The sequence below is a fragment of the Streptomyces parvus genome (assembly GCF_014648875.1).
GTDB lineage: Bacteria > Actinomycetota > Actinomycetes > Streptomycetales > Streptomycetaceae > Streptomyces > Streptomyces parvus.
The window spans coordinates 105665-124287 of record NZ_BMRY01000013.1 but is presented as its reverse complement, the minus strand read 5'-3'; the positions used below and the strand labels follow the sequence as shown (position 1 = coordinate 124287).

Annotated in this window: 19 protein-coding genes and 1 pseudogene; 8 read left to right on the top strand and 12 right to left on the bottom strand. The window is 72.0% G+C overall.

Going from position 1 to position 18623, the window contains the following annotated elements; translation table 11 throughout:
* The first annotated feature begins 280 nt into the window (after positions 1–280).
* A complete protein-coding gene (locus tag IE140_RS31050; protein ID WP_150196290.1) occupies positions 281–2611 on the top strand; it encodes an FdhF/YdeP family oxidoreductase in 2331 nt (776 codons plus the stop codon).
* Positions 2612–2753: 142 nt separating this feature from the next.
* On the opposite strand, the gene IE140_RS31045 is transcribed toward IE140_RS31050, so the two are convergent.
* The 4 genes from IE140_RS31045 to IE140_RS31030 all read right to left on the bottom strand — a co-directional run bounded on the left by IE140_RS31045 (position 2754) and on the right by IE140_RS31030 (position 7919).
* Entirely contained in the window at positions 2754–2930 is a 177-nt protein-coding gene (locus tag IE140_RS31045) for a hypothetical protein (RefSeq protein ID WP_167533518.1), read from the bottom strand.
* A gap of 3 nt (positions 2931–2933) precedes the next feature.
* Positions 2934–5462, bottom strand: coding sequence for an ATP-dependent Clp protease ATP-binding subunit (locus tag IE140_RS31040; protein ID WP_150196289.1), 2529 nt, complete (start codon positions 5460–5462; stop codon positions 2934–2936).
* A gap of 99 nt (positions 5463–5561) precedes the next feature.
* On the bottom strand, positions 5562–7286 hold the full coding sequence (locus IE140_RS31035) for an acyl-CoA dehydrogenase family protein (protein ID WP_150196288.1): 1725 nt from the start codon (positions 7284–7286) through the stop codon (positions 5562–5564).
* Positions 7287–7352: 66 nt separating this feature from the next.
* Positions 7353–7919 carry a PadR family transcriptional regulator gene (locus IE140_RS31030; RefSeq protein ID WP_150196287.1) on the bottom strand — a complete coding sequence of 189 codons (567 nt, stop codon included), beginning with the start codon at positions 7917–7919 and terminating at the stop codon, positions 7353–7355.
* 155 nt (positions 7920–8074) lie between these two features.
* Between IE140_RS31030 and IE140_RS31025 the strand changes: the two are divergent.
* Positions 8075–8329, top strand: a pseudogene (locus IE140_RS31025) (NAD(P)-dependent dehydrogenase); the annotation flags it as partial.
* A gap of 90 nt (positions 8330–8419) precedes the next feature.
* Here IE140_RS31025 and IE140_RS31020 read toward each other — a convergent pair.
* Positions 8420–9148 carry a GAF and ANTAR domain-containing protein gene (locus tag IE140_RS31020; RefSeq protein WP_373296203.1) on the bottom strand — a complete coding sequence of 243 codons (729 nt, stop codon included), beginning with the start codon at positions 9146–9148 and terminating at the stop codon, positions 8420–8422.
* A 550-nt stretch (positions 9149–9698) separates the two neighbouring features.
* A complete protein-coding gene (locus IE140_RS31015; protein WP_150196285.1) occupies positions 9699–10175 on the bottom strand; it encodes an STAS domain-containing protein in 477 nt (158 codons plus the stop codon).
* Between the two features lie 197 nt (positions 10176–10372).
* Between IE140_RS31015 and IE140_RS31010 the strand changes: the two genes are divergently transcribed.
* The 5 genes from IE140_RS31010 (at position 10373) to IE140_RS30990 (ending at position 13911) form a co-directional block, all read left to right on the top strand.
* Entirely contained in the window at positions 10373–11110 is a 738-nt protein-coding gene (locus IE140_RS31010; protein WP_150196284.1) for a GAF and ANTAR domain-containing protein, read from the top strand.
* 270 nt (positions 11111–11380) lie between these two features.
* Complete coding sequence (locus IE140_RS31005; RefSeq protein WP_150196283.1) at positions 11381–11707, top strand: plasmid stabilization protein; 327 nt, start codon at positions 11381–11383, stop codon at positions 11705–11707.
* 52 nt (positions 11708–11759) lie between these two features.
* A complete protein-coding gene (locus tag IE140_RS31000) occupies positions 11760–12236 on the top strand; it encodes a DUF5709 domain-containing protein (RefSeq protein ID WP_150196282.1) in 477 nt (158 codons plus the stop codon).
* 42 nt (positions 12237–12278) lie between these two features.
* Positions 12279–12947, top strand: coding sequence for an HAD family hydrolase (locus tag IE140_RS30995; protein ID WP_150196281.1), 669 nt, complete (start codon positions 12279–12281; stop codon positions 12945–12947).
* Between the two features lie 169 nt (positions 12948–13116).
* On the top strand, positions 13117–13911 hold the full coding sequence (locus IE140_RS30990) for a SigB/SigF/SigG family RNA polymerase sigma factor (protein WP_150196280.1): 795 nt from the start codon (positions 13117–13119) through the stop codon (positions 13909–13911).
* On the opposite strand, the gene IE140_RS30985 is transcribed toward IE140_RS30990, so the two are convergent.
* From IE140_RS30985 to IE140_RS30970, 4 genes are read right to left on the bottom strand one after another with little or no spacing between them, the layout of a single operon-like run.
* On the bottom strand, positions 13859–14959 hold the full coding sequence (locus tag IE140_RS30985; protein WP_229826963.1) for an iron-containing redox enzyme family protein: 1101 nt from the start codon (positions 14957–14959) through the stop codon (positions 13859–13861). The genes IE140_RS30990 and IE140_RS30985 overlap by 53 nt on opposite strands.
* Positions 14956–15213 carry a CDGSH iron-sulfur domain-containing protein gene (locus IE140_RS30980; RefSeq protein ID WP_093438860.1) on the bottom strand — a complete coding sequence of 86 codons (258 nt, stop codon included), beginning with the start codon at positions 15211–15213 and terminating at the stop codon, positions 14956–14958. Before IE140_RS30980 ends, IE140_RS30985 begins: the two co-directional genes overlap by 4 nt.
* A gap of 13 nt (positions 15214–15226) precedes the next feature.
* Positions 15227–15946 carry a HemK2/MTQ2 family protein methyltransferase gene (locus tag IE140_RS30975; RefSeq protein WP_229826962.1) on the bottom strand — a complete coding sequence of 240 codons (720 nt, stop codon included), beginning with the start codon at positions 15944–15946 and terminating at the stop codon, positions 15227–15229.
* 44 nt (positions 15947–15990) lie between these two features.
* Positions 15991–16215, bottom strand: a complete 225-nt coding sequence (locus IE140_RS30970) for a hypothetical protein (RefSeq protein ID WP_150196279.1) — start codon at positions 16213–16215, stop codon at positions 15991–15993.
* 175 nt (positions 16216–16390) lie between these two features.
* Between IE140_RS30970 and IE140_RS30965 the strand changes: the two genes are divergently transcribed.
* Positions 16391–17077, top strand: a complete 687-nt coding sequence (locus IE140_RS30965) for a DNA alkylation repair protein (protein WP_150196278.1) — start codon at positions 16391–16393, stop codon at positions 17075–17077.
* Between the two features lie 18 nt (positions 17078–17095).
* On the opposite strand, the gene IE140_RS36715 is transcribed toward IE140_RS30965, so the two are convergent.
* On the bottom strand, positions 17096–17905 hold the full coding sequence (locus IE140_RS36715; protein ID WP_229826961.1) for an MFS transporter: 810 nt from the start codon (positions 17903–17905) through the stop codon (positions 17096–17098).
* Positions 17905–18576, bottom strand: a complete 672-nt coding sequence (locus IE140_RS36710) for an MFS transporter (protein WP_229826960.1) — start codon at positions 18574–18576, stop codon at positions 17905–17907. The genes IE140_RS36715 and IE140_RS36710 overlap by 1 nt, the downstream gene beginning before the upstream one ends.
* Between the last annotated feature and the right edge of the window lie 47 nt (positions 18577–18623).

The window sequence follows — 18623 nt, the reverse complement described above, 5'->3', positions numbered from 1 at the left end:
CACGTGGCTGCCCGAGGGGCCTGAGCCCCGTGCCGCGAGGCGTTCCCCGCAGCCGGGGCCGGACCCTGTCAGCGTATGCGCGGGTGATCCGGCCCGCAGTTCCGGAGCGGCGTCCGCAGCGGTGTCGGAGCAGTCCCGGAGCGGTGTCGGAGCCGACCGGCAACGGCCCCGCAGCCGACTGGCAGCCGGGAAACCCCGGGCATAGCCTGCCGGAAGGACCCCTTACGTCCCACCATGTCCATCGACCCGCCGTCATCGCAGGTGAAAGAGTGGAAGCGCCGTGAGCATCGACAAGGACGTGAGCACCGGCAAGGAAGCGCAGGAGCCCCTGGAGCCCCGGGTCGGTCCCGTCCCGGAGGGCGATCCGGAGTTCCGGCCCTACCACCATCCCGCCGCCGGGTGGGGAGCGGCGAAGAGCGTGACCCGCTTCCTGGTGGAGGAACGCGCGCTGGTGGACGGACCGCGCGCGATCATGCGGATGAACCACGAGAACGGCGGCTTCGACTGCCCCGGGTGCGCGTGGCCGGACGACACCAAGGGCCTGCACCTGGACATCTGCGAGAACGGCATCAAGCACGTCACCTGGGAGATGACGCCCAAGCGCGTGGGACGGGAGTTCTTCGCCGCGCACTCGGTGACCGAGCTGTACGGGTGGAGCGACTACGACCTGGAGAACCAGGGCCGGCTGACCGAGCCGATGGTGTACGACGCCGAGTCCGACCACTACGTGCCGATCAGCTGGAAGGAGGCGTTCGCCCTGGTCGGATCGACTCTGCGCGGGCTCGACAGCCCGAACCGGGCGGCGTACTACACCTCCGGCCGGCTCGGCAACGAGGCCACCTTCCTCTACCAGCTGATGGCCCGCGAGCTGGGCACGAACAATCTGCCGGACTGCTCCAACATGTGCCACGAGGCCAGCGGGCGGGCCCTCCAGGCTTCCCTGGGCACCGGGAAGGGCACGGTCGATCTCAAGGACTGGGAGTCCGCGGACGCCCTGTTCATCCTGGGTGTCAACGCCGCGTCGAACGCGCCCCGCATGCTGACCGCCCTCGCCGAGGCCGACCGCCGCGGCGCGCAGATCGTGCACGTCAACCCGCTGGTCGAGGCGGCGGCCACCCGCACGATCGTGCCGCACGACTTCACGGACATGGCGCTGTTCAAGACCACGAAGACCAGCACGCTCAACCTCCAGCCGCGCATCGGCGGTGACATGGCGCTGCTGCGCGGTATGGCCAAGGCGGTCCTGGAGAAGTCGGCGAGCGACCCGAAGGCCCTGGACCGTACCTTCATCGACCGGCACACCACCGGCTTCGAGGAGTACCGGGAGCTGTGCGAGGCCACGCCCTGGGAGGAGCTGGAGCACCAGTCCGGGCTGAGCCGCGCCGAGATCCTGAAGGCGGCGCAGGTGTACGAGGAGGCGGACCGCTCCATCGTCAGCTGGTGCCTGGGCCTCACCCAGCACGAGCACGGCGTCGACACCGTCCGCGAGATCGTCAACCTCCTGCTGCTGCGCGGCAATCTCGGCCGGGAGGGCGCGGGCCCCTCCCCCGTGCGCGGGCACAGCAACGTCCAGGGCAACCGCACCTGCGGTATCGACCACCGCCCCACCGAGGAGTTCCTGGACCGGCTCGCCGAGACCTGCGGGATCGACCCGCCGCGCGAACACGGCCTGGACACCGTGGGAACGATCCAGGCGATGCAGGAGGGCGCGGTGAAGGTGTTCGTCGGGATGGGCGGCAACTTCGCGCTCGCCGCGCCCGACACCCCGGCCACGTACGCGGCGCTGCGCTCCTGCGACCTCACCGTCCAGGTGAGCACCAAGCTCAACCGCAGCCATGTCGTCCACGGCCGCGCGGCCCTGATCCTGCCGTGCCTCGGGCGCACCGAGAAGGACCACCAGCGGGGCGGCGTCCAGAGCACCTCGGTCGAGGACTCGATGAGCATGGTCCACCTGTCCCTCGGGATGAAGCGCCCCGCCTCCCCGCACCTGCTGTCCGAGCCGGCCATCGTCGCCGGGATGGCGCGCGCCGCCCTGCCGGACAGCGAGACCCCCTGGGACTGGTACATCGAGGACTACGACCGGATCCGGGACACGATGGCCGAAGCCCTGGACGGCTTCGAGGACTTCAACCGCCGGGTGCGGCTGCCCCTCGGCTTCCGGATCAAGCAGCCCGCGCGCGAGCTGGTCTTCCTGACCCCGTCGGGGCGCGCCGAGTTCTCCGCGGCCCCGCTGCCCGACGTGGTGCCCGAGCCCGGCACCCTGGCGCTCGGCACGATGCGGTCGCACGACCAGTGGAACACCACCATCTACTCCGACAACGACCGCTACCGGGGCATCAAGAACCTGCGCACGCTGATCTTCATGAACCGGGCCGACATGCGCGAGCGCGGGATCGCCGACATGGGTCCTGTCGACATCACGAGCACGGCGAAGGACGGCAGCCGGCGGTTCCTGAACGGCTACACGGCGATCCCGTACGACATTCCGCGCGGCTGTGCGGCCGGGTACATGCCGGAGATGAACGTGCTGTGCGCGCTGGGCGACTACAGCACCCAGAGCGATCAGCCGATCATGAAACACGTCAGGATCACGGTGGTGCCGGGCGCCTGAGCGGTCGCGGGCCCGCTCTCACTCCGGCCGGGCGAACACCGGTACCGCCGACGCCCCCCGCCCACCGGACGGCCGCGACCTGGGCGGAGGCCGCGCGGCTACCAGCCAGGTGTGCGGCACGACGCTTGCCCGGACCTGGGCTCTAGTCGGTCTTCTTCTTCCGGTTCTTCCCGTCCAGGTCGAGGCCCATTTCCTCGCGGTCCTCCTCCAGTCGCTCGTCGAGACGCTTCTCGTCCGGGCGGCGGGGCATGCCCCGGCTGTGGCCGGTGTCCGGGTCGCCCTCGACCTCTTCGTTCGACTTGTGGTGGTGATGGGACATCGCTCACTCCTCGCCGTCGGGGGTGTCGGCGGCGCGGGTCTCCCCGTCGCCGTCGCCCTTGCGGATGGTGCAGTGCAGGGAGTCGTCGACCACGTCGGCGACGATCGTGTCCCCGGGGTCGGCTTCGCCGCCGAGCAGCAGGGAGGCGACGCGGTTGTCCAGTTCCGTCTGGATCGTGCGGCGCAGCGGGCGGGCGCCGAACTCCGGCTGGTAGCCGTGCGCGACCAGGAGTTTCTTCGCCGCCTCGGTGACCTCCAGGGTCATGCCCTGGGCGTGGACGCGGTGCTTGCTGCGGTCCAGGAGGTGATCGACGATCTCGGACAGGTCGTTCTCGGTGAGGCTGTGGAAGACGATGATGTCGTCGATGCGGTTGAGGAACTCGGGGAGGAACCGGCCGCGCAGGTCCTCCATCAGCTCGTCCTTGAGCTCGGCGGCGTCGCCCTCGTGGGCGAGGATGCGGTGGGCGCCGATGTTGGACGTCATGATGACGACGCAGTGCCGGAAGTCGACGGTGCGGCCCTGTCCGTCGGTGAGGCGGCCGTCGTCGAGGATCTGGAGCAGCGTGTTGAAGACGTCGGGGTGCGCCTTCTCGACCTCGTCGAACAGGACGACGCTGTAGGGGTTGCGCCGGACCTTCTCGGTGAGCTGGCCGGCCTCGTCGTAACCGACGTATCCGGGAGGGGCTCCGACGAGCCGGGCGACCGTGTGCTTCTCCTGGAACTCGCTCATGTCGAAGCGGATCATGCGGTCGTCCTGGCCGAACAGCAGCTCGGCGAGCGTCTTGGCCAGCTCCGTCTTGCCGACGCCGGTGGGGCCGAGGAAGAGGAACGAGCCGACGGGGCGGTTCGGGTCGCCCATGCCGGCGCGGTTGCGGCGTACGGCTTCGGAGACCGCGGTGACGGCCTCGTCCTGGCCGACGATCCGGGCGTGCATCTCCTCCTCCAGCTTGAGGAGCTTCTCCTTCTCGCCGGCGGTGAGCTGGGACACGGGGATACCCGTGCGGCGGGAGACGATGTCGGCGATGTCGGAGGAGGTGACCGAGACGACGCCCTCGCGGCGCTCCTCGATCCCGGCCAGCTCTCCTTCGACCTCGACGATCTGCCGCTTCAGGTCCGACGCCTTCTCGAACTCCTCGCCCGAGACGGCCTCGTCCTTCTCGCGCCGCAGTTTCGCGAGGCGGTCCTCGCGGCTGACGACCTCGGTGGAGCGGTTCGCGCTGCGCAGCCGTACGCGGGCCCCGGCCTGGTCCATCAGGTCGATGGCCTTGTCGGGCAGGAAGCGGTCGCCGATGTAGCGGTCGGACAGCTCGGCGGCGGCCGTGAGGGCTCCGTCGGCGAAGCGGACCTGGTGGTGGGCCTCGTGGGCGTCGCGCAGCCCTTCGAGGATCTGTACGGTCTCCTCGACGGTGGGCTCCGGCACCAGGACGGGCTGGAAGCGACGCTCCAGGGCGGCGTCCTTCTCGATGTGCTTGCGGTACTCGTCGATCGTCGTCGCGCCGACGACGTGCAGCTCCCCGCGGGCGAGGGCGGGCTTGAGCATGTTGCCCGCGTCCATGGAGCCCTCGCCCGTGGCTCCCGCGCCGACGACGGTGTGGAGTTCGTCGATGAAGAGGATGATCTCCCCCTCGGCCTTCTGCACGTCTTCGATGACCTTCTTCAGCCGCTCCTCGAACTGGCCGCGGTACTGGGCTCCGGCGACCATGCCGGACAGGTCCAGGGAGACGACCCGCTTGTCCTTGAGGGTGTCGGGGACCTCACCCGCGACGATGCTCTGGGCCAGGCCCTCGACGATGGCGGTCTTGCCGACGCCGGGCTCGCCGATGAGGACGGGGTTGTTCTTGGAGCGCCGCGAGAGGATCTCGATGGTCTGCTCGATCTCCTCGGCCCGCCCGACCACGGGATCGAGCTTCCCCGCCTTCGCCTCCTCCGTGAGGTCCCGGCCGAACTCGTCCAGGGTCGTCGCAGGCTGCTTGGCCCCGCCGGCGGCCCCTTCCGGCCCCGCCGCCCGGTCGGCCGCGCCGCGCAGCTTCCCCACGTCGAGATCGTCCGGCCCCAGGAACCGCCCGGCCCCGGAGTCCGCGTCGTCGATGAGCGCGCCGAGGATGTGCTCGGGCCCGATGTAGGACACCCCGGCCGCCTGCGAGCGGGCATAGGCGGCGGTGAGGGTCCGCTTCGCCGCCGGGGTGAGCCCGGGCTCGGCGGAGGGCTCGGCGGACTCCCGGGGCAGCACATCGTCGAGCTGGGAGGCGAGCGCGTCGGGGTCGACCCCCGCCCGGGACAGCAGCCCGCGCGAGGGCTCGACCTGGGTCGCCGCCCACAGCAGATGCTCGGTGTCGAGGTCCGCGGTGCCGTCCTCGGCCGCCTTGCTCGTCGCCCGGCCCAGCAGCTCGTGGGAGGACTCCGTCAGCAGCCGCCCGATCGGGACGCGCTGCATGGCGGGGGGCGAGGAGGCGGGCGACATACCGAAGAACCGGTTCAGCAGATCGCTGAACGGATCGGACGGACCGAGAGGGGAACCGAACGCCATCGACATGTCTGCTCCAGGGAAGGCGAGGGGGCCCTCCCACTCAAACGCGATGTACACCACCCCGCAAACGGAGCGGCCCCCGGTGCCGCCCCGGCCGTAGGCGGTCTACTGCCCCATCTCGTACGCCCCCGACAGCGCCTCCACGCGCTCCCAGATCCGCGTCGAACGGTCCGCGTCCACGACGGGTCGGCGGACCGCGCCCAGCGCCCAGCTCTGCTGGTCCTCGGTGGCGGAGTCCTTGCCGTGCAGTTCGACGGCGTGCGCGGAGAAGTCGCGGACGAGCACGGCGAACAGTTCGTCCAGCAGTTCCTGGTCCAGGCCGGTCAGCCGGGCCTGCTCCAGGATCAGCTGGCCGTGGACGACGAGGGCGAAGAGCTGGCCGACGGCGAGGAGGAGGTCGAGGTCGCGGCTCTGCTCCTCGTCGGGGGCGGCCGTCTCGACGAAGGTGCACAGGGCGTCCGCCTGCTCGCGGAAGCGGGCGACGTTCGGCACGTCGGCGTACGCGTCGAACGGGGTGCGCCAGTCGTGGAACCGTACGGAGCCGAGGCCGCGCGCCGGACCCTGCTGGAAGAGGAACGCGTCGTCGGCGGCGTCGAGGCGGGTCGGGACGGCCGGGTAGTCGACGGGGTTGAGCAGGTGGTTCCGCATGAACTTGAGGATCAGCGCGAGGTTCACGTGGACCGTGCCCTCCAGCTTCGGCAGGCCCCGGATCTCGATGGCGGCCTGGGCGAAGTAGTTGTCCTTCTCGAAGCCCTTGGCGGCGATGACGTCCCACATGAGGTCGATGACCTTCTCGCCCTCCGTGGTCACCTTCATCTTCGTCATCGGGTTGAAGAGGAGGTAGCGGCGGTCGTCGGGTCCGGCGGAGCGGAAGTAGTCGACGGCGCGGTCGCTGAACAGCTTCATCCCGACGAGCCGGACGTAGGCGTCGGTCAGCTCCCGGCGCACGTGCGGGAACGCGGTGACGGGGCGCCCGTAGAGGATGCGGTTGCTCGCGTGGGTGACGGCCTCGTACATCGCGTGCTCGCAGATGCCGATGGAGGCGGTGCAGAGGTTGAACTTGCCGACGTTGACGGTGTTGAGCGCGGCGTCGAAGGCGGCTCGGCCGGTGTGCAGGATGTCGGCGGGCGCGACCGGGTAGTCGGCGAGGCGGAACTCGCTGACGTACTTGGAGGAGTCGACGACGTTCTTCACGAGCCGGTACGCCTCGTGGCGGCTGTCGGCGGCAAAGAAGACGTAACCGTCGGGGCCCTCGACGTCGGTGCGGCGGCCGAAGACGGAAACGAGACCGGCAGCGTTGCCGTTGCCGATGTAGTACTTGGAGCCGGAAGCCAGGAAGCCGCCGTCGCCGTCGGGCGTCAGCAGCATGTCGGTGGAGTAGATGTCGGCGCCGTGGGTCTTCTCGGAGAGACCAAAGGCGAACACCTCGCCCTGCGAGAGGAGTTCGGCCGCACGGTCGCGGGCCTCGGCGTTGTCGCTCTGCCAGACCGGGCCGAGACCGAGGATGGTCACCTGCCAGGCGTACCAGTAGTCGAGGCCGTAAAAGCCGAAGATCTCGTTGAGGGCGGCGATCCGGGCGGTGTCCCAGCGCTGGTCGTCCTTGCCCGCGGCGGAGGCGGGGGTGAGGAAGGTGGCGAACAGGCCCTCGCGCGCGGCGAAGTCGAGGAAGTCGCCGAGCCAGGCGCGGGAGCGGTAGTCCTCGATCAGCCGGCGCTTCCCGCGCGCCTCGAACCAGTCGACGGTGGCGCGGAGCAGCCTGCGGGTCTCCGGGTCGAAGTGCTCGGGGTCGTAGGTGCGCGGGTTGAACAGGAGCGACGCGGAGTCGGCCATGGCGGGTGCCTTCCGGGAGGGTGAGGGTTTCGTCGGTGGTACGGAGGTGGGCGGGCGGCGCGCCGTTCAGGCGCCCGGGCCCGCCGCTTCGAGCCGGTGGAGCGTGGCGAGTACGTCGTCGAGCCAGGCGATCGTCATGCGCTCGTACGCGATGCCGCCCCGCAGCACGACGTGCTGGAGCTCCTGACCGGCGTCCTGCGGCGCGGGGGCGTCGGGCGCGGTGAAATCGCGCAGCTCCCCGGCGAGGTAGTGCGCGAGCCGGTCCCGGTGCGCCTGGCGGTGGCGCTCGACCTCGTCGATCAGGGCGGCCGGGTCGTCGAAGGCCGCGCCCCGGATCTTCACGGCGAGATCGTGCCGCAGGCTCTCCGGCTCGATCGGCTTGTGCAGCCACGCGGCGAGGGCGGCACGGCCGGGCCCGGTGACGGAGTACTCCTTCTTGTCCGGCCGGCCCTGCTGCTCCACCTCGCGGACCAGGAGGAGGCCGTCGGTGACCATGCGCCCCAGGACGCGGTAGATCTGCTGATGGGTGGCGGTCCAGAAGTAGCCGATGGACCGCTCGAACCGCCGGGCCAGCTCATAGCCGGAGCCGGGCCGCTCCAGCAGGGAGACGAGGATCGCGTGGTCGAGGGCCATACGGCGATCCTGCTATGCAACTCGTTGCATAGACAAGTCGTGGAGCCCGGGTGAGACGCGGCTCACCCGGGGTGCGCCGCCGCCGACGGGGTGTTTCGGTCGAATATGGAGGGGCACCCAGAGCCCCGGTCACCGTCGAGCAGCAAGACAGCACCATGACGAGTGGCGAACAGCCGCAGGACCCGAACCGGCTCCAACCCCGCCCGGACTTCCCCCAGCAGGACCAGCAGCACCCGGGGGGGACCGACCCTATGGACCCCCCGCCCGACCACGGCGAGGACTCCTACCGGGGCAGTGACCTGCTCGTCGACCGCAAGGCCCTGATCACCGGCGGGGATTCGGGCATCGGCCGCGCGGTGGCCCTGGCCTTCGCACGGGAGGGCGCGGACGTGGTGAGGTCCTGGCCGCCGACATCCTGCTGATCGCCACGCCCATCCGACCCGGCCGCTCCCCGACCGCCCGTACCCGGCGTCCTGACGGCACGACGGCCGGGCGGCGCGTCAGCCCCGGGGCTGGATGCGGCTCTCGGGCGGGACCTCGCCGGTGATGCTGGCGATCAGCTCGGCGCAGAGTTCGCGCAGTTTGATGTTGCGGTGCTGGGATGCGGTGCGCAAAACGTCGAAGGCCTTCTCCGGGGTGCAGCGTTGCTGGCCGACCACGACGCCGATCGCCTGGTCGATGACGGTACGCGAACGCAGGGCGGCCTCCAGGTCCGCGGCGAACTCCTCGGTGTCCGCGATGCGCTGGGCCAGTGCGATGGCGCCGGTGGCCTGTGCGGTGAGCAGCCTCAGCGCCGTCAGGTCGGCCGTGTCGAAGGCGTGCGGGGCGGGCGCGTACAAGTTCAGCGCTCCTGCCGTGTGGCTGTGCGGGGCGATCGGCAACGACAGGGAGGATCGGGCGCCGCAGACCGCGGCGTAGGCGGGGTAGTCGGCCCAGCGGCTCTCCCGCAGCGTGTCGGGCACGCTGACCTCCCGGCCCGTGCGCATCGCCTGGAGGCACGGGCCGTCGTCCTGGCCGTACTGGGCCTCGTCCAGCTTCGTGGCGGCGGCCCCCACGCTGGAGACCGTGACGGGACGCCCCAGCCTCTCCAGCGTGATGCCGCAGGCGTCGGCCTCCTCGACCAGGGCGAGGGCGCTCCGGGCGAGGGCACGCAGGAAGTCGTCCAGCGACGTGGTCTCCAGCAGCAGCGCGGTCGTGTCCGGCGCCTCGGCCACGGGCCTGTCAGTCATGATCATCTCGTTCTGGGCGGTGACCCGCCGTCGAAGAGGGCGGGGCAGAGCTGGGCGGCGCGGTGCGGGCCGCCTGGGACAGGGCAGCCGCCACCGACGCACCGGCGCCGAGCGGGCTCCGGGCGTGGGGCGGTGAGGGGGTCAGTCGTCGAGACCGGGCAGCCGCAGCGGGGCGGGCGCGGACAGGAGGGCCATCGTCGGGCCGCCTGCGTGGTGGGTTCTCGTCGCGGGGGGCCTGCTGCGAGGCACCCGTAGCGGGCGCGCGGAGCCGGAAGCGTCGGCAGGCGGAGGCGGTACCGAGGCCACGAGGGCGGCGGGGCGACGAGGAGAGGGGTTCACGGGAAACTCCACGGAGGCAGGGAGAATTCTTACGGGCCGTTTCCTGACCTCCAGCGCTTCATTATGCCCCCTCCCGTCCGGCGCGGTCCGCCCGGAGTCGCCGAGCTGGTCTCCTCCGGCCCGAAATCGCCGCAGCACGACGGGGATCGGCTCCGCGAAGTGTGCGCCGGGGAGCCGATCCCCCGTCAGTTTCGGCCACCGGCTCCGGCCGTCAGCCTTCTCCCGGGATGCGGGGCCGGGACGTGTCGGCGTACGGGCCGAGCGGCCGCGGCGAGGCCCCGGTGGACGACGGCGCGCTCCGCCGGCCGCCGGGCTTCGTGTTCCAGGACGCCTCCGGCTCCGGCCGGCACCCCCGGCAGCGCAGCTCCGCGCCCGCGAGGGTGGCGGCGACCCGCAGGACGCGGTGGAGCCCGGCGGCGCTCAGGACCTCGCGGGCCGTGTCGGACCCGGCCACCACGGCCATCGCGATGCCGCGCTCCTCGGCCTGGCCCCGGACCCGCAGGAGGACTCCCAGGGCCCGGGGGGTGAGCAGGGGGGTGCGGATGTCCACGATGACCGCCCGGGGTCCGCAGCACGGCAGCAGGCGGACGATCTCGCGCTCGATCGCCAACTCGTTGTCGAGGTCGATCACCTCGCCGAGTTCCACGACCAGGTGCGCGGCGTCGAGCTGATAGCTGAGCAGGAACATGGGCACTCCAGGGAAAGCAGGGCTGAGTGCGCGGCCGCTTCCTGACCTGCGTATCGCGCGTATGCCCACTCGTCACTGCCCGACACCTGTCCGGCGGTGACGGGCGCGGGGCGGTGTCGCCACCAGGAAGGAGTGGCGCGACACGGCCCGTACAGTGCCATGCTGGTCCCAGGGTCCAGGCCCGGAAGGGAGCGATCATGACCGACGACGGAGTGCTGGCGCCGGGGCCGCCCGATCTCGTCTCTCTCCTGCTGGAGACCGGCACACTGGATGAATTCCTCCGGGCGCTGGCCCAGAGCGCCCTGCTCATGTCGCCGACGGCCGATGGCTGCGGGGTGACTCTGGAGCGTGAGAACCGCCCCCTCACCGTGGCCAGCGCCGGCATCAGCGCGCCGCCGCTGGACGAGGCGCAGTACGGGCAGGACGACGGCCCCTGTCTGGAGGCGCTGCGCGAGGGGCGCGAAGTCAGCGTGAGCGATATGCGCGAGGAGGACCGGTGGAACGGCTATCCCGCCTTCGCGGTCGCCTCCGGGACCCGGTCGTCGCTGTCCCTGCCGATCGCGGCGCACTCCCACACGGCGGGCGCCCTGAATCTCTACTCGCCCAAGGAGAACGGCTTCGCCGACGTCGATCTGAGCGGACTGCGTGCCCTCGCCGCCCAGGCGACGGGGGCCGTCGCGCTCGCCCAGCGGCTCGCGGACGCCCGGACCTTCACCGCCGACCTGGAGGCCGCTCTCCAGTCACGCGCCGTGATCGACCAGGCGGCCGGGATCGTGATGAACCAACGCCGCTGCAGTTCGGAGGAGGCGCTCCGGACACTGCGCACCGCGTCGCAGCATCGCAACGTGAAGCTGCGCGACCTCTGTGCGCAGTTGGTCAGCAGCGTCTCCGGCGCACCTCCCACCGGCGGTCCCGGCCTGCGCCCCCGGCCGTGACCTGAGGGCGGACACGTTCGGCCGAACGTCGGCCGGGGCATGTTTGGCATCCGTCGCGGGGGTACTCCTGCAGCAGGTATCCGGCGTACGCGGAGCTCAGGCGCCGACCGGTTGGGAAAGCAGCCGTCGGCGCCGTCCGCCGGCTGCAGGGAGTCACTTCCTGTCCACGTCTCCAGGAGCGTTGTTCCGGTGCGCGCTGTTTAGTGGGATCCGTACGGGAAACGCGGGGGGCGTCCCCCGAGACGGACGAGACCCAGTGAGGAGCACGTCATGCCGGCCGGATCGAACAAGAAGCGTGAACGGCAGTACGAGCACATCAAGGAGAGCCAGGAGGAACAGGGCGCGTCGAAGAGCCGGGCGAAGGAGATCGCGGCCCGGACCGTCAACAAGCAGCGCGCCCGGGCCGGCGAGTCGAGGACGGCGAGCAGGACGTCGACGCAGGACAGGAAGTCCGCCTACGAGCGCGGCGGCGAACGCTCCCACCAAGGCGCGCAGGGCCCCACGAAGGACCAGCTCTACGCCGAGGCGAAGAAGAAGAACATCGACGGGCGTTCCTCCATGAACAAGGAACAGCTCCGCAAGGCCCTCGGACGCTGACGGCCGGCACCGCCCCGGTCCGACAGCAGCCCGCACGACGGAGGAGCAGAAGGTGCCCGCAGACGCACGCGGCGACGATGTGTACCAGCCGCAGGACGACGACGGCTCGATTCCCCCGAACGACGAGCTCGACCTGGAGAACACGCTCGACGAACGGGACCTGGACGACCAGATGGAAGAGGGCTACAGCCCTCCCGAACACCCCCTGGGCGCGACCAAGTTCGGCACCACGGGGGCGGAGGAGCGCCGCGGCGAATCGCTGGACCAGCGGCTCGCCCAGGAGGTCGACGATGTGGAGCCGCCCGCCGGCGACGGGATCGGCGACCTGGCCGAGGGCGAGGGGGAACCCCAGGAAGGGTCCACCGTCGAGCCTCGGGCAGGCCGGCTCAGTGGCGCGGACGACGCGACCGGGCGGGAGAACGACGTCTTCGCCGAGGACGTGGGCATCGACGGCGGCGCCGCGTCGGCCGAGGAAGCGGCCGTCCATGTCACGGACGAGGCGGACACCCCCCAGGGCCGCGACACCTGACGGCGAGGGAAGTCGGGCGAGCGGCGAGAGGGACGGCTGACCATGGCAGGCGCGGCGATCTTCGATGTGGACGGCACACTCACGGACACCAACCACCTGCACGTGGTGGCGTGGTGGGAGGCGTTCCGGCAGGCTGGGCACACGGTGCCGATGCCGGACATCCACCGGGCGGTCGGGCTCGGCTCCGGTGACCTGATCGAGCGGCTGCTCGGTGCCGACCGGGATCCCGAGCAGGACGAGGCCATCAGCTCCGCGCACACGGTCCTCTACGGAACGTACTTCGACCGGCTCCCCGCCTTCCGGCGGGCGGGCGATCTGCTGCGCACCCTGGCCGGCCGTGACTGGCGGGTCGTCCTCGCCACCTCGGCGAGCGGGGCGGAGCTGACCGCGCTGCGGCGTGCGGTGGACGCGGACGAGGCGATCCGGGACACGGCGAGTTCGGACGACGTGGACCGGGGCAAGCCGTCCGCGGAACCCGTGGAGCTGGCCTGCCGGCTGGTCGGCGTCGCTCCGGAGCAGGCGGTGTTCGTGGGCGACACGGTGTGGGACATGGAGGCGGCGACCCGGGCCGGGGTGGGCGCGGTGGCGCTCCTGTCGGGCGGTATCCCGCGCGCCGACCTGGAGCGGGCGGGGGCGGACGCGGTCTACCGGGACGTCGCGGATCTGCTCGACCACCTCGACGACAGCCCGTTCGGCCCGGGCCCCGGCTGACTCACCCGGACCGCAACCTCGCGACATTCACGTTTAGCACCACTTACGCCGGGTATGGGGTATTTCGTGCTTCGGACAAGAGGTGCGCTCGTGGGATTCCGGGCGGCCTTTGTCCGGTCGGTCACCTTCCCGCGGCGCCCCTGACGCATCGTCGACGAGGAGTGACCCCATGCGCACAGCAGCCACCCCCGAGCCCGACCGCCCTACCGACACCCCATCGCCCGACCGGGCGTTCCGGCGGCTGCGGGCGCTTCCTCCCGGGCCGGAGCGGGACGTGCTGCGCGAGGAGACGATCTGCTCGTGGCTCCCGATGGCCCACCGGATCGCGACCCGGTTCCGCAACCGCGGCGAAGCCATGGACGATCTGCGGCAGGTGGCCGCCATGGGGCTCGTCAAGGCGGTCGACCGCTACGACCCGGAGCGGGGCAAGGCTTTCGAGACCTACGCCGTACCCACCGTCACCGGGGAACTGAAGCGGCACTTCCGCGACCACACCTGGGACGTCCATGTGCCGCGCCGCGTCCAGGACCTCCGCAACCGAGTGCGGGTGGCGCGCCACGAGCTGGCGCAGAGCAGCGGGGGCGGGTCCCCGACCTGTGCCGAGATCGCCTCGGCCACCGGGCTCGGCGAGGAGGACGTGCTGCTGGGCCTGGAGGCCCTGGAGAGCTACAGCGCCCTCTCTCTGGATGCCGAACCCGCGGGCGTGGAGGACGGTTCGCCCCTGCTCGACCGGCTGGGGTCCTGCGACACGGCCCTGGACACCGCCGTCGACCGTGAGGCCGCCAAGCCGGGGCTGCGGGAGCTTCCGCAGCGGGAGCGGACGATCCTGTACCTCCGCTACTTCCAGGACATGACCCAGGTGCGGATCGCCGAACGCCTCGGCATCTCGCAGATGCACGTGTCGCGCCTGCTCAGCCAGTCCTGCGAGCGCGTGCGCGACGGTGTGCTCCAGGGTGTCGCCTGACGGGCCACGCCCTTCTCTCAGGCGTCAGCGGTGTGCGCAGCGCCGATCGGCCCCCGCGCCACGCCGCCAGCAGATGGTCCCCGAGGAGGCCCTCCACGTGGCCGGTCGCCTCGATGCCCAGCACGACGTCGGCCGCCAGGCCGGGCTCGTCTTCCAGCAGGCCGCCGATCACCTCGTGGCGCACCACCTGTTCGTGGACCGCGTCGGCCTCCACGTGCTCGTCGTAGAACCGCTGGGCGGCGGGGCCCGCACCGGCCCGGCGCAGAGCCTCGGCCAGTCGCCTCGATCCGGGGGACGAGGTGATCTCCACGGTCGCGAAGTGCCCGACCAGGGCGCCGCGCAGCCGCCGGTGCAGGCCGAAGAGGGACATCATGTTGACGACGGCCAGGGCCTGGGCGGGCGCGACGTCGAGATAACGGCCGTACCGGGCGTCGAGGCCGAGGTCGGTCATCAGGTCGGCGAAGAGCTGGGCGTGGACGTTCTCCGCCCGTCCCGCCCCGAATTCGTCGAACTCAACGGCCACCATGCCCGCCTTCGCCCGGCCCCGGAGCCTGGGCACCACCCACAGATGCGGATCGGCCTCCTTGAGGTGGTACAGAGAGCGCACGGCGGCGTACTCGCGCAGCTGCCACAGCTCGCCCTCCCGCCGGAGGTGGTGGCTGACGCTGTGGCCGTCGTCCCCGACGGGTTCCAGCTGGAGCCCGTCCACCGCCCGGGCCACGTCCCGCCCGCCCGGGCCGGCGTTGCGGCGCAGCGCGTCCAGGAAGACGTCCTCGGCCGCCGCGCGCACGCCGAGCAGGTCGGGGTCCCATTCCAGGCGCTCGTCCACCCCGGCGAACCCCCGGTAGTGGAGCTCGTAGAGGACGTACAGGAGGAGCTGGAGGTCGTCCCCGTACGGGTCGGAGCGGCGGACCGCGTCGGCGGCGGGCAGGCGGGTGCCGCCGCCCGCCAACACGGCGAGGACGCTCTCGCTCAGGGGGCCGCGTGCCGAGGGCAGCGCGGGGGGCGCGGCAGGGCTGTCGCGGGGTGTGGTGGCCCGGGTCGTCACGGTCGGGTCTCCTCCTCGCCGTCCTCGGGCTGTCGGTCGTCCGCTTCCTCGGGCTGTCCGCCGTCCGGGCGGCATTTCGCGGGCCCTGCGGGCTTGCGGCGGCGGTGGCTGGTGTCGCACCAGGGGTAGGCGCGGCTGCGGCGGCAGGTGCAGATCGCGACGACGAACCGGTCGGACCGGGTCGTCGTGCCGTCGTCGCCGACGACCTCGACCGGCCCTTCCACCAGGATCGGGCCTTCCCGGTTCACCACCACGCGGCGTGGTGTCTCATTCCTTCCGGCCACGGATCACCACCAGTTCCTCCCGCCCCAGCCGGTCCCGCAGCAGGCCCTGATCGCGCAGCCAGGCGGCCCGGCGGCGCGTCACCGGTCCGAACGGGATCGTCACCCGGTCGGTCACACGGACGTCGAGACCGGCCGCGGACAGCCGGCCGACCGTCTCTTCCGGGCGGCTCAGCCCCGACTGGACCAGCAGGAGCAGGCCGCCGGGGCGCAGGGCGGCGGAGGCGTCGTCGCAGATGCGGTCGAGGACCACCCTGCCGTCGGGGCCCGCGTCCCAGGAGCGTCCCGGTCCGTAGCGCGGCAGGGTCAGGCCGGGGGCCGGGACGTACGGGGGGTTGCTGACGACGGCGTCGAACGTGCGGCCCGGCAGGGCCCGGAGCAGGTCCCCCCTCCGTACGGTGACGGGCAGGCGGGCGAGCGCGGTGTTCAACCGTGCGGACGCAACGGCCCGGCGGCTGATGTCCACCGCGGTGACGCGGGCGCCGAGCCGGGCGGCGTGCAGGGCCAGCGCGCCGCTCCCGGTGCACAGGTCCAGCAGATCCGTACCCGGGCCGATCCCCTCGCGGCGCATGGCGAGGGCCAGCAGCAGCGTGTCGGTCTGCGGGCGGTACACCCCCGGAAGGCGCACGACCCGGCCCGGACGCGCGGCCGCCGCGCCCGCCGCCGGGGCCGTGACGGGAGCGCCCGGCAGGGCGTCCGGCGTCACCGGGTCGTCCTCGCCCTCGGAAAGCCGAACCCCTCGGCCGCCGTTCAACGGCCGGACGTCCCGTCCGGCCGGTCCCGCCGCCCCAGCCGGTCCGCGTCGGCCTGCCGACGCCGTCCCTCGTTCCTGCGGCCCTGGTCGTCGAGCGCCTTGCCGTCCGACTCCTTGGCCAGTCCGCGGGCCTTCAGGACCTTGGCGCGCAAGATCCTGCGTACGTCACGCATCGTGTCCTCCTGTGCGGTCAGCAGTAATTCCACCGTCGAGCGGTTCATGTCTCCTCGCCAGCGGGGCGAAGCCCGGGAGGCCGTCACCGGACGGTCCGGCAGTCGGTGGCTCGCTCCGCTGTACCGGAGTGACCCCGTACGGCGCCGCCAAACCCGCGATCCGCCGTTCGTGGAACCGTCGTACGCTGAATCCCCCGTTCCGACCGACTGACAGGAGACCGAGGTGGCCGCGGAGAACCCGGTCGACACGACGGTGGCGGACGTCATGGCCGAGCTGGCCGCCCTGGAGGACCCGCGGGCCCGCGCGGTGAACGAGAAGCACGGCGACGACCACGGCGTGAACCTCGGCAAGCTGCGGGCCGTCGCGAAGCGGCTCAGGACGCAGCAGGAGCTCGCGGTCCGGCTGTGGGAGACGGCCGACACCGCGGCGAGGCTGCTGGCGCTCCTGATCTGTCGCCCGAAGGCCTTCGGGCGTGACGACCTGGACCGCATGCTGCGCGAGGCCCGGGCACCCAAGGTGCACGACTGGCTCGTGAACTACGTGGCGAAGAAGAGCCCGCACGCCGAGGAGCTGCGCGTCGCCTGGTCCGCCGATCCGGATCCCGTGGTCGCGAGCGCCGGCTGGGCGCTCACCACCGAGCGCGTCGGGAAGAAGCCCGAGGGCCTCGACCTCCCGGGGCTGCTGGACGTCATCGAGGCGGAGATGAAGGACGCCCCGGACCGTCTGCAGTGGGCGATGAACCACTGCCTGGCCCAGATCGGCATCGACAACCCGGGTCTCCGGGCCCGTGCCGTCGGCATCGGAGAGCGGCTGGAGGTGCTCAAGGACTATCCGACCTCTCCGGGGTGCACCTCCCCGTACGCACCCGACTGGATCGCCGAGATGGTGCGCCGCCAGGACGCCGGCTAGGACGCGCCGCAGTGGCCCTCACGTCCCGGCGGGGGCGGGATCACCGTCCTCCTGTGCGGGAACGCGGGCAGGGACGCGGCGGGGTCCGACGAGCGTGACGGTGGTGATCACGGCGACGACCGCGAGCGCCGCGGACACGGCCAGTACGGTGCGGGCGCCGTCGGTGACCGCCTCGGCGCCGTCCCCTCCCGAAAGGGCGAAGACGGAACCGAGCGCCGCGGTGCCGACACCGGCGCCGAGCGAGGCGAGCGTGGAAACCGTTCCCGCGACCATGCCGACGCGTTCGGGGGACGTGACCCGCACGGCGACCGCCATGACGGGTGCGCCGGCGATCCCGCCGCCCGCACCCCAGGCGAGCAGCGGCACGACAAGTGCCCACCAGGGGGTGTCGGGGGTAATCAACAGGGCCAGGGCGGCCAGGCCGACGCCCTTGAGCGCGTAACCGGAGCCGATCACCAGGCCGGGGGGCCGGTCTCCGATGAGCTTGGAGCCGACCATGCCCATGACGACCTGGGCCAGGAAGATCGGGGTCATCAGCAGGCCCGCCCCCGTGGGGCTCATGCCGAGGCCGTCGGAGAAGTACAGCACCAGGTAGACCGAGCCGCCGATGGTCAGGACGCGGGAGAGGAGCACGGCCAGCATCGCGCCGGAGAACGCGGGACTGCCGAACATCCGCAGCTCCAGCGTCGGCGTGGGCACCTTGAGCTGGACGGCCAGGAAGGCGGTCAGCACCGCGCAGGCGGTGAGCAGCACGGCGGTGTCCCGCCCGGACCAGGGGGTGTCGCCGGAGCCGAGCATCAGCAGCGTCGCCGTGCCGAGACCGAGCATCAGCAGCAGGCTGCCGAGCCAGTCCGTCCGTGCTGCGGCCCGGGGGCCTGAGCCTCCGGGGTACCGGACGCCTCCGTCGTGCCCGCCGCCCCCGGGGAGCGGGGCAGCACCCGTACGGCCAGCACCCAGGCGGCCACGCCGAGCGGCAGGTTGACCGCGAACACCGCCCGCCAGCCGAAGGTCTCGGCGAGGACGCCGCCGAAGACCGGGGCGAGCAGGCCCGCCGCGGTCGCGAACGAGCCCCACGCGCCGATGGCGAGGTCGCGCTCCTCACCGGAGTAGCGGTCGGAGAGCAGCGGGATGCCGTTCACCATGATCGCGGCGGCTCCCGCGCCCTGGACCACGCGGGCGACGTCGAGCCACAGCAGGTCCGGCGCCACGGTCGCGGCCAGCGAGGACAGGGTGAACACGGCGATCCCGGCGAGGAACAGGGGCCGCCGGCCCCACCGGTCCGACAGGCTGCCGACGACCTGGGTGAGGGCGCCCATGGCGACCGTGTACGTCACCACCACGGACTCGGCGGAGGCTCCGTCCCCGATGTCGGCGCTGATCAGCGGCAGTCCGATGGCCACGATCGTCAGGTCGATCACCACCAGCCCCGTGGAGGCCATCACGAGCATCAGGACCCCGCTCAGGGGCGGCAGACGGCGGGACTTCCGACGGGTGGACATACGGGAACCGTCCTCCGGGGCAGGAGTGGGCACAGGCGTTCGCAGGC

Bases quoted from the DNA above. Each gene is read 5' to 3' on its own strand.
- IE140_RS31045 (WP_167533518.1), bottom strand. From the start codon at position 2,930: ATGTCCCATCACCACCACAAGTCGAACGAAGAGGTCGAGGGCGACCCG.
- IE140_RS31040 (WP_150196289.1), bottom strand. From the start codon at position 5,462: ATGTCGATGGCGTTCGGTTCCCCTCTCGGTCCGTCCGATCCGTTCAGC.
- IE140_RS31035 (WP_150196288.1), bottom strand. From the start codon at position 7,286: ATGGCCGACTCCGCGTCGCTCCTGTTCAACCCGCGCACCTACGACCCC.
- IE140_RS31030 (WP_150196287.1), bottom strand. From the start codon at position 7,919: ATGGCCCTCGACCACGCGATCCTCGTCTCCCTGCTGGAGCGGCCCGGC.
- IE140_RS31020 (WP_373296203.1), bottom strand. From the start codon at position 9,148: ATGACTGACAGGCCCGTGGCCGAGGCGCCGGACACGACCGCGCTGCTG.
- IE140_RS31015 (WP_150196285.1), bottom strand. From the start codon at position 10,175: ATGTTCCTGCTCAGCTATCAGCTCGACGCCGCGCACCTGGTCGTGGAA.
- IE140_RS31010 (WP_150196284.1), top strand. From the start codon at position 10,373: ATGACCGACGACGGAGTGCTGGCGCCGGGGCCGCCCGATCTCGTCTCT.
- IE140_RS31005 (WP_150196283.1), top strand. From the start codon at position 11,381: ATGCCGGCCGGATCGAACAAGAAGCGTGAACGGCAGTACGAGCACATC.
- IE140_RS30995 (WP_150196281.1), top strand. From the start codon at position 12,279: ATGGCAGGCGCGGCGATCTTCGATGTGGACGGCACACTCACGGACACC.
- IE140_RS30990 (WP_150196280.1), top strand. From the start codon at position 13,117: ATGCGCACAGCAGCCACCCCCGAGCCCGACCGCCCTACCGACACCCCA.
- IE140_RS30970 (WP_150196279.1), bottom strand. From the start codon at position 16,215: ATGAACCGCTCGACGGTGGAATTACTGCTGACCGCACAGGAGGACACG.
- IE140_RS36715 (WP_229826961.1), bottom strand. From the start codon at position 17,905: ATGCTCGGTCTCGGCACGGCGACGCTGCTGATGCTCGGCTCCGGCGAC.
- IE140_RS36710 (WP_229826960.1), bottom strand. From the start codon at position 18,576: ATGTCCACCCGTCGGAAGTCCCGCCGTCTGCCGCCCCTGAGCGGGGTC.